Source organism: Candidatus Margulisiibacteriota bacterium (assembly GCA_018822365.1).
Lineage (GTDB): Bacteria > Margulisbacteria > WOR-1 > O2-12-FULL-45-9 > XYB2-FULL-48-7 > XYB2-FULL-45-9.
Map to the genome: position 1 here is coordinate 17645 of JAHJKL010000077.1, position 11130 is coordinate 28774.

Annotated in this window: 12 protein-coding genes; 7 read left to right on the forward strand and 5 right to left on the reverse strand. The window is 51.6% G+C overall.

All coding sequences use genetic code 11. The features are described from left to right. Window positions 1-50: 50 nt before the first annotated feature. From KKF06_07645 to KKF06_07665, 5 genes are read left to right on the forward strand one after another with little or no spacing between them, the layout of a single operon-like run. Window positions 51-1286: a homocitrate synthase gene (locus KKF06_07645; GenBank protein ID MBU1617628.1), complete on the forward strand. Its 1236-nt coding sequence runs from the start codon at window positions 51-53 to the stop codon at window positions 1284-1286. A 13-nt stretch (window positions 1287-1299) separates the two neighbouring features. Continuing rightward, a complete protein-coding gene (gene purE / locus KKF06_07650; GenBank protein ID MBU1617629.1) occupies window positions 1300-1749 on the forward strand; it encodes a 5-(carboxyamino)imidazole ribonucleotide mutase in 450 nt (149 codons plus the stop codon). Between the two features lies 1 nt (window position 1750). Beyond that, window positions 1751-2443: a CvpA family protein gene (locus tag KKF06_07655; GenBank protein MBU1617630.1), complete on the forward strand. Its 693-nt coding sequence runs from the start codon at window positions 1751-1753 to the stop codon at window positions 2441-2443. Further along, entirely contained in the window at window positions 2418-3599 is a 1182-nt protein-coding gene (locus tag KKF06_07660) for a cofactor-independent phosphoglycerate mutase (GenBank protein MBU1617631.1), read from the forward strand. Before KKF06_07655 ends, KKF06_07660 begins: the two co-directional genes overlap by 26 nt. A 9-nt stretch (window positions 3600-3608) precedes the next feature. Continuing rightward, window positions 3609-4454, forward strand: coding sequence for a prephenate dehydrogenase/arogenate dehydrogenase family protein (locus tag KKF06_07665; GenBank protein MBU1617632.1), 846 nt, complete (start codon window positions 3609-3611; stop codon window positions 4452-4454). Here KKF06_07665 and KKF06_07670 read toward each other — a convergent pair. Further along, window positions 4451-6463, reverse strand: a complete 2013-nt coding sequence (locus tag KKF06_07670; protein MBU1617633.1) for a hypothetical protein — start codon at window positions 6461-6463, stop codon at window positions 4451-4453. The genes KKF06_07665 and KKF06_07670 overlap by 4 nt on opposite strands. Before the next feature lie 87 nt (window positions 6464-6550). On the opposite strand from KKF06_07670, the gene rlmD reads away from it, so the two are divergent. Both rlmD and KKF06_07680 read left to right on the forward strand, forming a co-directional pair. Then, window positions 6551-7789 carry a 23S rRNA (uracil(1939)-C(5))-methyltransferase RlmD gene (gene rlmD / locus KKF06_07675; GenBank protein ID MBU1617634.1) on the forward strand — a complete coding sequence of 413 codons (1239 nt, stop codon included), beginning with the start codon at window positions 6551-6553 and terminating at the stop codon, window positions 7787-7789. Window positions 7790-7973: 184 nt separating this feature from the next. After that, window positions 7974-8246, forward strand: a complete 273-nt coding sequence (locus KKF06_07680; GenBank protein ID MBU1617635.1) for an acylphosphatase — start codon at window positions 7974-7976, stop codon at window positions 8244-8246. On the opposite strand, the gene miaA is transcribed toward KKF06_07680, so the two are convergent. From miaA to KKF06_07700, 4 genes are all read right to left on the reverse strand, one after another. Next, window positions 8221-9138 (reverse strand): tRNA (adenosine(37)-N6)-dimethylallyltransferase MiaA, encoded by a 918-nt coding sequence (miaA, locus tag KKF06_07685; GenBank protein ID MBU1617636.1) that lies wholly within the window; start codon window positions 9136-9138, stop codon window positions 8221-8223. The genes KKF06_07680 and miaA overlap by 26 nt on opposite strands. Then, window positions 9138-9818: a zinc metallopeptidase gene (locus tag KKF06_07690; protein ID MBU1617637.1), complete on the reverse strand. Its 681-nt coding sequence runs from the start codon at window positions 9816-9818 to the stop codon at window positions 9138-9140. Before KKF06_07690 ends, miaA begins: the two co-directional genes overlap by 1 nt. A 24-nt stretch (window positions 9819-9842) precedes the next feature. After that, window positions 9843-10352 carry a 3-isopropylmalate dehydratase small subunit gene (locus KKF06_07695; protein MBU1617638.1) on the reverse strand — a complete coding sequence of 170 codons (510 nt, stop codon included), beginning with the start codon at window positions 10350-10352 and terminating at the stop codon, window positions 9843-9845. Next, window positions 10349-11130: 3-isopropylmalate dehydratase large subunit (locus tag KKF06_07700; GenBank protein MBU1617639.1), on the reverse strand; the 782-nt coding region annotated here is incomplete at its 5' end. The genes KKF06_07700 and KKF06_07695, both read right to left, overlap by 4 nt.

Here is an 11130-nt window from a genome sequence, read left to right on the forward strand (position 1 = left end):
TTGTGTAAGAGGAACAGTTAAGCTATAATTCAATCAGGAGGGAGTAAAATATGCCGAAAGTATATATATTAGACGTAACTAACCGCGACGGGGTGCAAACCGCACGGATCGGAATGGCCAAACTGGAAAAGACGATCATCAATATGCTCTTAAATGAGATGGGGGTCTTTCAGTCCGAATTTGGATTTCCCTTCACCAAACATGAGACCAACTACCTAAATGCGAACCTTGAGCTGGCCGAGCTGGGAGCGTTGGCTCCGATCAGGCTTGAAGGCTGGGCCAGGGCGATCAAAAAGGACGTTGACCTTTCTTTTAAGCTGGTTCCCAAGCTCAAACATATCAATCTGTCGATGTCGACCTCGGCGATCATGCTGACCGGAAAGTTCATGGGCAAAATGGATGAGAACTCGATCATAGCGAGCATGGGGGAGGCGGTTGAGTCCGCATATGGCTATGGAGCCGAATCGGTCGGGGTAAATGCCGAAGATGCTTCCAGGACAAACCTGGAATTTTTGATTAAATTTGGCAAGGCGGCTAAAGCGAAAGGGGCTAAACGATTGCGCTATTGCGATACGTTGGGCGCCGATGACCCGCAGACCATTTATGAGAGAATTAAAACTCTTGCTCAGGAGATCAAAATGCCGATCGAGCTCCATTGCCACAACGACCTGGGAATGGCGGTCGCCTGTTCGGTCATGGGAGCGAAAGGGGCGATCGATGGCGGCCAGGACGCCTTCATCAATACGACCGTTAATGGCGTCGGGGAAAGAGCGGGAAATGCCGATATGCTTTCCGTCTTGCTCGCGCTTAAATACGCGAGCGGCTTAAAGGGAAAAAATCTATTTCCGGAAGGGGTCAATTTAAACAAAGCCTGGCATATCGCGAAATACGCCTCATATGCTTTCAATATTCCATTGCCGGTCAATCAGGTAGGAGTAGGAGCCAACGCGTTCGCTCACGAATCGGGGATCCACGCCGATGGGGCGCTAAAAGACCGCCGCAACTACGAGCTTTATGACTACGAAGAATTGGGCCGCGGCGAGGCCGAACTGGTTGAGACCGGCCGCCAAATAACAGTCGGTGAATATAGCGGGATCAAAGGTTTTTATAATGTTTTCGGCAAGCTGGAGATCGAATTCAAGGATGAGAAAGAAGCGGAGCGAGTGCTGGAATTGGCTCGCTATGCCAATGTACATACCCAGAAGCCTCTGACCAAGGACGAGTTGCTTTTTGTGGCCAAATACCCCGACCAGGCGCGCAAGATAATGACGGTGACGCCGGCTTAATTTAGGAGGGAAAATGCCAAAAGTAGGGATTATTCTCGGGAGTAAGTCAGACCTGCCGGTCGTAGAGAAAACGGAAAAACAGCTTGCCTTGTTCGGTATTGAGTATGAAGTAACCGTTGCTTCTGCCCACCGCACGCCGAAAATTGTTGAAGAATACGCGGTTGCCGCGGAAGGGAAATATGACCTGATCATTGCCGCTGCCGGCATGGCCGCAGCCCTCCCGGGCGTGGTCGCGGCCCACACCACCTTGCCGGTAATCGGCTTACCCTTGCATTCGCCCACTCTTTCAGGCCACGACGCCTTATTTGCCATTGTTCAGATGCCGGCCGGAGTGCCGGTAGCTACAGTGGCGATCGATGGGGCTAAAAACGCGGCGATCCTGGCGGCGCAAATATTGGCTTTGAAGTATCCTGGATTGAAACAAAAGCTAAAGGACCTAAAAGCGGAACTAGCAAAGGGGTAGTATGGCTGACCTGATCATCGGGCTTTTTGTCGTTGGCTTCATTCTACTTGGAGTGCGCGATGGATTTGCCAGGTCCCTTGGCGGAGTAGCGGCTTTTTTCCTGGCGCTTTTTGCCGCAGCCGGGGTCATTGAGTTCTTTGCCAATTATTCAGCGATCTATAAAGACTATTTAAACATTGCCACGATCCTGACCTTCATTTTTATCTGGCTGATTGTCTTGATAGTACTTGAGCTGTTGCTCGGCCTGGTACTTAAAACAATTGTCACTATAACGGTGCTTGGCCCGGTTGATCGGGCGCTGGGAGCCGTTGTTGGAGGGGGGCGGGGAATGTTGGTGGCGGGGCTTATTTTGCAGTTATTGTTATCTTTGGCTTTGCCGGTCGGGTTTAAAAAAGATATGAGCGAAGCTTTTATGACAAAAATATCGGTTTCGGCGTATCAATGGGCTTTTCCGATCGCCAAGAGAATGGTCCCGCAAATTAACAAGACGATGAAGGAAAATATTATTAACAAGCTCCATATCGAAGTTAGCAACGAGGACAAACCAGAAGAGTTGAAAAAGAAATTAGTCGAGGTGGAAAAAGCAAAGTTGATGCTGGAAAATCAATTGTTAAAGCTTACCCGATCAACCAGCGCCGCCGCGGCCAGCAAAGGAGTGTCAACGCTTAATGAAATACTTCGTAGTAATCGGTGATGGAATGTCCGATCTGCCGCTCAAAGCGCTTGGCGGCAAAACGCCCCTGGAAGCAGCGAAAACCCCGAACCTGGACTATATTGCCCAATATGGCGTTTGCGGTTGGACAAAAAACGTTCCGACCGGGATGATCCCGGGGTCTGATGTCGCGGCGATGAGCATTTTTGGCTACGACCCCAAAAAAGGCTATACCGGCCGGGGGCCGCTGGAGGCGGCCAGCTTGGGCGTGAAGCTGGGAGAAAAGGATATTGCTTTCCGCTGCAACCTGGTAACAGTTAAAAATGGAACAATGGCCGACTTTACCGCCGGGCATATTTCTACCGAAGATGCGAAGCGGGTGTTTAGAGAGCTCAATAAGAAGATCGGGTCTAAAAATATTGAGTTTATCCCCGGGCTTAGCTATCGGAACCTTCTGGTTTTCCGAAATTTGAGCGGCGGAGAGATGCAAAGGCTGGTGGGAATAAAAACCACCCCGCCGCACGATATTTCGGGCAAAAAGATCGGGTCATATTTGCCGAAAGGTAGAGGAGAAGAGACGCTTCTTTCTATAATTAACGAAAGTGAATTGATCTTACGCAAGATCAGGTCAAAGGCGACGATCATTTGGCCATGGGGACAGGGAGGCCAGCCGAGAATTGAGTCCTTTTCCGGAAAATACAAGAAAAGCGGCGCGGTGATCACTGCGGTCCACTTATTGAAAGGACTTGGCCTGATCACCGGCATGGAAGTGATCAATGTGCCGGGGGCGACCGGCTACCTGGATACCAATTATTCCGGGAAGGCAAAATATGCCATTAACGCTATTAAGCGGCATGAGGTTGTTTTTGTCCATGTCGAGGCGCCGGATGAAGCGGGGCATGAAGGAGATGTCAGGCACAAGATCCGGGCGATCGAGGATTTTGACCGGTTGGTGGTCGGGCCGATCCTGGAAAAGATCCGCTTAAAAAAGATCAATGCCAAGATCCTGGTCCTGCCGGACCATCCTACACCGATCAAATATATGACCCATACCGCTGATCCGGTCCCCTTTGCGATCTTTTCCTCGTACAACAAGCTTTGTTCGGCGCGGATCAAAGGTTATAGCGAAAGACAGATCAGGAAATCGAAGTTCAAAATAAAGCATGGCCACGAGCTTCTGACATATTTATTTAAGTAGAGGAGACACATGAGAATAGCAATTATCGGGCTTGGTTTGATCGGTGGCTCGCTTGGTTTGGCATTGAAAAAAAGTGGCGGGCATAAAGTGATCGGGGTCCCCCGTGACGAAAAAACCATAGAAAAGGCGCTCGCGCTTGGCGCGATCGACGAGGGGACGACTGATCATCTGCAAGGGGTTAATGATGCCGACCTGGTCTTTATCTGCACTCCGATCAATCTGATCGTTCCCGTTGTTTCAGAGGTCGCCCCGCAACTAAAAAAAGGGGCGATCGTTAGCGACGTTGGCAGCTCAAAATATGAGATCGTTTCCCAATTGGAAAAGTTAATGCCCAAAGGGGTTTATTATGTTGGCGGCCATCCCTTGGCGGGTAAAGAGCGATTTAAAATTGATGCGGCCGAAGCAGGTCTCTTTTACGGCCGGACCTGGGCCCTGACCCGGACCTCCAGGACCAGCCAGCGGGCTTTGGACAAAGTAGCCGAGGTTGTCCGGTCAATGGGCGCCAAACCATTGGAGATGGAGCCAAAAGCTCACGACCTGGTCGTAGCGGCGATCAGTCATGCCCCCTTGGCGGTCGCGGCGGCGCTGGTTAACGCGGTGGCGGGAGAAGCAGAACGCGCGACCATGGCCCAATGCGCTGCTTCCGGTTTTCGCGATGCAACCAGGATCGTTTCCGGCGACCCTATCCTAGGGGTCGATATGTTCACCACCAACAAAAAAGCGGTCCTGAAAATGATCGGCGCCTTCAAGCGGTCTTTGTCTTCTCTGGAAGGATTGATCAAAGAAGGAAATGGCGAGAAGATCAGGGAAGAACTGGCCAAGGCCAAGCAATTTCGGGATTCGATTTACGGTTAAAACGGCAAATCGTTATAACCAGAATAAAAGGCCCCCATTGCCTGATGGAGCGGAATAGCGCCGCTCGCGATTTGGCGATAAAAATCATCGGCTGAAGCCCAACTGGTATTATGGATGTCCTCGAGAATTGTCACCCCTTTTTGAAACCAGCCGGAGCGATCGAGATCGTCCAACAATTCACCGTGTAAATCAGAATAGCTAAAAATCTTTATCCCATTTCTCCGCGCTTCCACGGTCGCCTGAACGATCATCTTTTTTCCCAGGTTGACCTGTTGTCGGAAGGGAAGGCGGGAAATATGGGTTTTAACCTGGCTCAATAAGTTTGGTTCACGGATCAAAGAAAAAAGATCGTGGCCCACGCCGCTCGTCGCCAAAGTCAGGGAAACATTTTGTCCGGAGAACCATTGAAAAACTTCGCCAAGCTTCCCTCCGCCAAAAACGCGACCTTCCCATTCCCCGCTAACCAGCCTTAAGGGATAGCCGGGATCACACGCGGCCGCCAGATCAAACCAGGTACTCCGCTGGTCGATCAGCGCGTGACGCGATCTATTTTGCCGGAGATGTCCTCTGACTGATTTTACCCCGACCTCGACTTCTCTCATATGGGGAAGCCTTTGCAGGAGATGCCGCCGTCCTTCACGGTCGGCCCTTTGGGTGAGTTCCAGGCTTGATTCTGACAGCAACGGTGACGACAGAGAGGCCATGCCGGAGGCAGACAGGCTTACAGCCGCCAGTCCAAGACGGTTGGTCAAGTTCATTTCCCGAGAAAAGATCCGGAGGCGGAGCTCAATTTCCCCTTTAAATTCATCGTGGAGGGCGCGATAGCCGTTCGGTTTTTGGTTGACGATAAAGTCGCGGCTCCTTTCCGGGAGGATCGAACCGCCGGTCGCGCCGCCCTTGGCCAGAAGAGCCCGGACTTGATAGCAGGCGGCCTCATCTTCGGTCATCACATCGATAAAGAATAGGTTGCGTCCGGAAAAATAATATCTAAATGGCCCGGCAATGGGAGGCAGTTCGTAGTGTTCAAGGCGTTTTTTAAGGACCGAAAAATTCCATTTCGCTTCGGCCGCTTCCGCGCGGTATTTGACAAACATTTCATAAGGGGTCCGGATGGCAACCTGGGCCTCGACATTTAATCCTTTGGCCAAAAGCTGGTCAACGATCGAGAGGCGATATTTTTGAAGGATTGGACCGGGGATCGCTGTTTCGAGTATATTTTGTAAGTCAGAAAAATCGGTTGGATGGGCGATTTTAAGGGCTTTGTTGGCCACGTTCAGGGCCATTGCTCTGGCCCCGACGACCGCGACCGCCAGCGGAAAAATCACTTCATCGACGAACCGAAAATGGTAGAACTTGCTTTCCGGGCTCAGTTTTTTACAAGTGTCGAAATAGTCGTCAAGATCAGCCATTTTAATATATATGGATTCCATGAACCGCATTGCCGCCCGGATGAATAGCGGCTCATACCGCTCGGCCTGCTGAAGCTTGGTTTCCTGTTTTCCGGTCTTTAAATTCGAAAGGGCCTGGACTATCCCTTTGGTCCGCTCACCGAAAACCATGCCGATCTCCTCTGCACTCAAAGAGGTGTCTTCCAGGGTGTCGTGCAGCCAAACGGCGACATAAGCGTCTCCTCCAAGATAAGGAGCGTCTGTTTCCGTTAATCGTTCGATAATCCTTAGCATATGGTAAACGTAGAGTTCGCCTGATTTCCTAAGGATTGGTCCTCCGTCCTGGTTGACGTGAGCTTTAACGGCCAGAGTTGCCGCGGCATAAAACTTACCGAGGCTAAAACTGCTTCGCTGACCGGCCTGATGCGCTTTATCCTGGAGGAGCTGAGAGGCTTGCCAAGCACGGGCAAAGAAACCCATATTTTTAGAGTATAATTGATCTCCCCAGGTCGATCTGGCCGCGGCGGTCAGGTGGTTCGGGTTGCCGTATTTAATGATGCGCCGACCGTTGAAAGGCGGAAAGGCAACCCGGGTCGGACGATCAAAACTTGTTTTTTTCATGCACTTATATGTCGGACGACAGCGGGCCGAATTTCAATGACGTTGAAATTTAAGCCGGATAAAGAGGAAAGATAATAGTAAGGTATAATGAACAATATGGAAGAAAAATTAAAAGATATTAAAGAACGGATCGAACCCCGTTGTCCTTATTTTGGGACATGCGGCGGTTGTCAGCTGCAGGATATCCCATATCCGCTCCAGCTGGAGTTAAAACGGGAAGAGGTTGTTGATCGTTTGGCGGAGCAGGGGATCAATGGGGTCAAGGTTGAGCCGACGATCGGGATGGACGACCCCTGGTTCTACCGGAACAAGATCCAGTTTCCGATCCGCTCTCAAAATGGCCGTCTGCAGATGGGATATTTCAAAAGACGGACCCATGAAGTGGTCAATATTAAAGAATGCTATACCCAGGACCCGTTCCTGACCGAGATCGCCCAGATCGCCCACAAGATCTTTGAAGAGCGCGGCCTTTCCGCTTATGACGAAAAGAGCGGGCAAGGGGTCCTGCGCCACTTTATCGGCCGGAGCGCGTTCGCGACCAACGAGATCTTGCTTGGCATCGTGGTTAATGGGAGGGGGCTTCCCGCCGGCTTTACGGTAGCCAGCGAGATCAAGAAGCAGGAGCGGCTGATGCATCGCCTGGTCGCCCGGCATCAGGACTATCCAAAATACGAAGAAAAACGGCGGATCATCGGGATCGTCCAGAACATTAACAACCATAAGAACAACGTTATTTTAGGCGAAAAGTTCAACTCTTTATTTGGCGGGACCTTTATTAAAGACAAACTAGGCAAATACATTTTTAAGGTCCAGCTCCCGTCTTTTTACCAGGTCAATCCGGTCCAAGCGGTCAAGCTTTATGACAAAGTTAAAGAGCTGGCGGCCTTGACTGGACGAGAGTTGGTCGTTGATGCCTACGCGGGAATCGGCCCGGTAGCTTTTTGGCTTTCAACAAAAGCCAGCGAAGTTGTCGGGATCGAAGAGTGCGCCCCGGCGGTCAAAGACGCGCTGGAGAACATTAAATTGAACAATTTTGTGAAGGTTGAGATGAAGCTGGGAAAGGTTGAGCAGCTTATGCCGAAAAAGGCCGATGTTGTTGTTCTGGATCCGCCGCGCGGCGGGTGTTCGGAACAGGTCCTTAAAAGCGTTGTCAGGTCCGGGGCCAAGAAGATAATTTATGTTTCCTGCGGGCCGGAAAGCCTGGTGCGGGACCTGCGGCTATTGGAGAATAATGGATATAAGACCCAGGTCGTGCAACCGGTTGATATGTTCCCGCACACTCTTCACATTGAATCAATAGCGGTCTTGGTTAGAGAAGCAATTTAGGAGCGTTTTTTCAGCAGGCCCTTTTTTCTCTTGGCTTCTTTAGCCCGTTTTTGGCGCCGCTTAATCTCTTGTTGTCTTTGTCTTGGCATTACTCTATTATCGCTTATTTTCTTGTGGTCGTCAACACGCCCTCACCCACCATCCGCTAACGCGGAAAAATGGGGAGTTTGTTATAATGCAGAGCATGATGAAGCGCGCTCATGTTGTCTATTCCGGTCGGGTGCAGGGAGTGGGGTTTCGTTACACGGCGGTCGACCAGGCGGGGAAGTTTCCCGTTGTCGGCTGGGTCAAGAATTTGCCGGGTGAAAAGGTGGAGCTGGTTGTTGAAGGGGAAGAAGAGGCGATAGCGCAATATACTTCCGCGCTTAGCCGGATATTTAAACGACGGATCCAAAAAGAGGAATTTTACTGGGAGCCGGCAACCGGCGAGTTTACCGGTTTTCAGATAGATTATTAGAGATTGCCTTGAGAGCGGCGGATTGGTCCTGGGCGTCGAGCCAGATTGTCCCCTTGAACCTCCGGAACCAGGTGAGTTGACGGCGGGCAAAATTACGAGTTCTCTTTTTTAGCTCCTCGATCATTGCCGCTTCAGTCGGGTAGCCGCCATTTAAATAGTCGATCACCTCTTTATAGCCTAGTCCCTGTAGCGCTGGGAGCTCCCTTTTGTACCCTTTGGCTAATAAAGATTTAACCTCGGCGATCAAACCGCAGGCGATCATCCGGTCGACCCGCTGATTGATCCGTTCATAAAGCTGTTCGCGGGGGAGGGTGAGGCAAAAGAGATTGTATTTGGAAACTGTGACTGAACGTTGCGGTTCCTCAATCCGCAATTTCTGCAGTTCCGAGATCGGCTGGCCGGTCAGCTCAAAGACTTCGAGCGCCCGCGTAAGCCTCTTTTTATCGTTAAGGTGGATTTTCGCGGCGGCAACCGGATCGATAGTAGAAAGTTGAGAGTAGAGTGTGGTAGTCGGAATTGTTTCCAGCCTGGCTCGCAGTTCTTTGTCAGATGGAGTGATCGGGAAAGCAAAACCCTCAATAAGCGACCAGAGATAGAGGCCGGTCCCCCCGACAATGATCGGGGTTTTCCCTTTGCGCTTCACCTCGGCCGATATCCTGGAGCACTCGCCGACAAAGTCGGAGACGGTCCACTCATCGCCTGGGTCTCGGATGTCGATGAGGTGATGCGGCACCCCCTGCCGTTCTTCGGCGGTCGGTTTGGCGGTCCCGATATCCATTCCTCTGTAAACCTGCATCGAATCGGCGGAGATTATTTCGCCGTTAATTTGTTTGGCGAGTTCGATCGATAAGCTGGTTTTGCCGACGGCAGTCGGGCCGAATAAGTAGAGCACTAATCCCGCTGATTGCGCAGGGCGAGCAGCCGGACCAGGTTGAGGATCGCCATGGCGGCAGCGGCGATATAGGTCAGGGCGGCGGCGTTCAGGACCGAGCGGGCCATCGGGACTTCTGCCTCCGTCAGGTAGCCGCCTTCGGCCAGAACTTTGATTGCCCGTCGGCTTGCGTCAAATTCGACCGGCAGGGTGACGACCGAGAAAAAGACCGCCAGCGAAAAAAAGACGATCCCGATATCCATAAGCGGCTTATAGCTGAAAAGAATTCCCAGAAAAAAAAGCGGGAAGGCGAGCGTTGTCCCAAGGTTGGAGATCGGGACCATGCCGTTCCGCATTTTTAGGGGCGCATAAGACCTGGCATCCTGGACCGCATGACCGGCTTCGTGGGCAGCAACTCCCAGCGAAGCGACCGAAGTGCTACGATAGACCTCTTGCGAAAGATAAAGTGTTTTGTCTCTTGGGTCGTAATGATCGCTTAACTCGCCGGGCGTTTCTTTGACCGCAACCTCCGCCAGCCCGGCAGAGTTAAGGATGCTTTGGGCAGCTGACGCTCCCGTTATCCCTTTCCGGGAAGAGACGTTGGAGTATTTGGCAAAAGTCGATTTAACCTTGAACTGCGCGTAAAAAGCGAGAATCATCGCGGGGAGAAGCAGGATAAGGGTCCAGTCGTAATAATACATGGCTGTAATTATAACAAATAGCGGTTAGATCTTGAAGCCGCCGTGCTTTTTGAAGTGTTCAACCAGCCCGCCGTCGGCGAGCAGGGTTTGCATAGTTTTCGGCAGAGGGGCGATTTTAATGTTAGTTCCCTTGGTCTTATTGATGATCTTGCCGCCGTCGAGATCGATCTCCAGCTGGTCCCCTTCGGCGATCCCGTCGGTGTCGGCTTCAATCGCCAGGATGCCGAGGTTGAAGCAGTTGCGGTAAAAAATTCTAGCGAAAGATTTGGCAATGACCGCGCCGACCCCGGCGTATTTGATCGCCATCGGGGCCTGTTCGCGGGATGAGCCGCAGCCAAAGTTCCTGCCGGCGACAAGGAGGTCCCCTTTCTCAAGCCGGGAGTAAAATTCCGGATCCAGGTCTTCCATAACGTGTTTTGCCAGTTCGACCGGGTCCTGGATCTTGAATTTGTAGCGGCCCGAAATGACGTAATCGGTGTTGATGTCGTTGACGATCTTTTTGGTCGGTAATTTTGCTTTCCCGGTTAAGCTCATAAATATTTCCTTGGATCGACGATTTGGCCTTCGATCATCGAAGCGGCAACGGTGGCTGGCGAGCCCAGATAAATAAAGGCGTTTTTATTTCCCATTCGACCCAGAAAGTTCCGGTTGGCGGTCGAAATGACATTTTCACCGTCGGAGGGGACCCCGTTGTGAGTGCCGACGCAGGGACCGCACCCCGGGGTGACGGCGAGGGCTCCGCAATCGAGCAGTGTTTGGTATGTCCCGTCATTGATCATCGCCATCAGGATATCCTTAGAAGCGGGAGCAATGATCAGGCGGCAACCGTCTTTGACTTTTTTTCCTTTGAGGATCTTGGCAGCAATCTGGAAATCTTCCAGCCGGCCGTTGGTGCAGGTGCCGATGAAACCCTGTTGGACCGGGGTTCCGGCGACTTCCGTCAAGCCGCAAACATTGTCGACCGTGTGCGGTTTGGCGATCTGCGGCTCAAGCTTGGTGACGTCGATCTCGACGATCTGCTGGTAGATCGCGTTTTTATCTGCGGTGATAGGGTTAGCTTTTTTCTTGGAACGCTCTTTGACCCAATCTAAAACTTTAGCGTCGGCTTCCATCAGTCCAGCTTTTGCGCCGCATTCGATTGCCATATTGGAAATGGTGAAACGAGCGTCGACCGACATTTCATTGATCGCCTGGCCGCCGATCTCCAGCGCCAGGTAAGTCGCGCCATCGGCGCCAATTTGGCCGATAAAGAACAAGATCAGGTCTTTGGAGAAAATTCCTTTAGGAAGCTGTCCGTTAAAATTAACTTTCA

Bases quoted from the DNA above. Each gene is read 5' to 3' on its own strand.
- KKF06_07645 (MBU1617628.1), top strand. From the start codon at position 51: ATGCCGAAAGTATATATATTAGACGTAACTAACCGCGACGGGGTGCAA.
- purE (MBU1617629.1), top strand. From the start codon at position 1,300: ATGCCAAAAGTAGGGATTATTCTCGGGAGTAAGTCAGACCTGCCGGTC.
- KKF06_07655 (MBU1617630.1), top strand. From the start codon at position 1,751: ATGGCTGACCTGATCATCGGGCTTTTTGTCGTTGGCTTCATTCTACTT.
- KKF06_07660 (MBU1617631.1), top strand. From the start codon at position 2,418: ATGAAATACTTCGTAGTAATCGGTGATGGAATGTCCGATCTGCCGCTC.
- KKF06_07665 (MBU1617632.1), top strand. From the start codon at position 3,609: ATGAGAATAGCAATTATCGGGCTTGGTTTGATCGGTGGCTCGCTTGGT.
- KKF06_07670 (MBU1617633.1), bottom strand. From the start codon at position 6,463: ATGAAAAAAACAAGTTTTGATCGTCCGACCCGGGTTGCCTTTCCGCCT.
- rlmD (MBU1617634.1), top strand. From the start codon at position 6,551: ATGAACAATATGGAAGAAAAATTAAAAGATATTAAAGAACGGATCGAA.
- KKF06_07680 (MBU1617635.1), top strand. From the start codon at position 7,974: ATGATGAAGCGCGCTCATGTTGTCTATTCCGGTCGGGTGCAGGGAGTG.
- KKF06_07690 (MBU1617637.1), bottom strand. From the start codon at position 9,818: ATGTATTATTACGACTGGACCCTTATCCTGCTTCTCCCCGCGATGATT.
- KKF06_07695 (MBU1617638.1), bottom strand. From the start codon at position 10,352: ATGAGCTTAACCGGGAAAGCAAAATTACCGACCAAAAAGATCGTCAAC.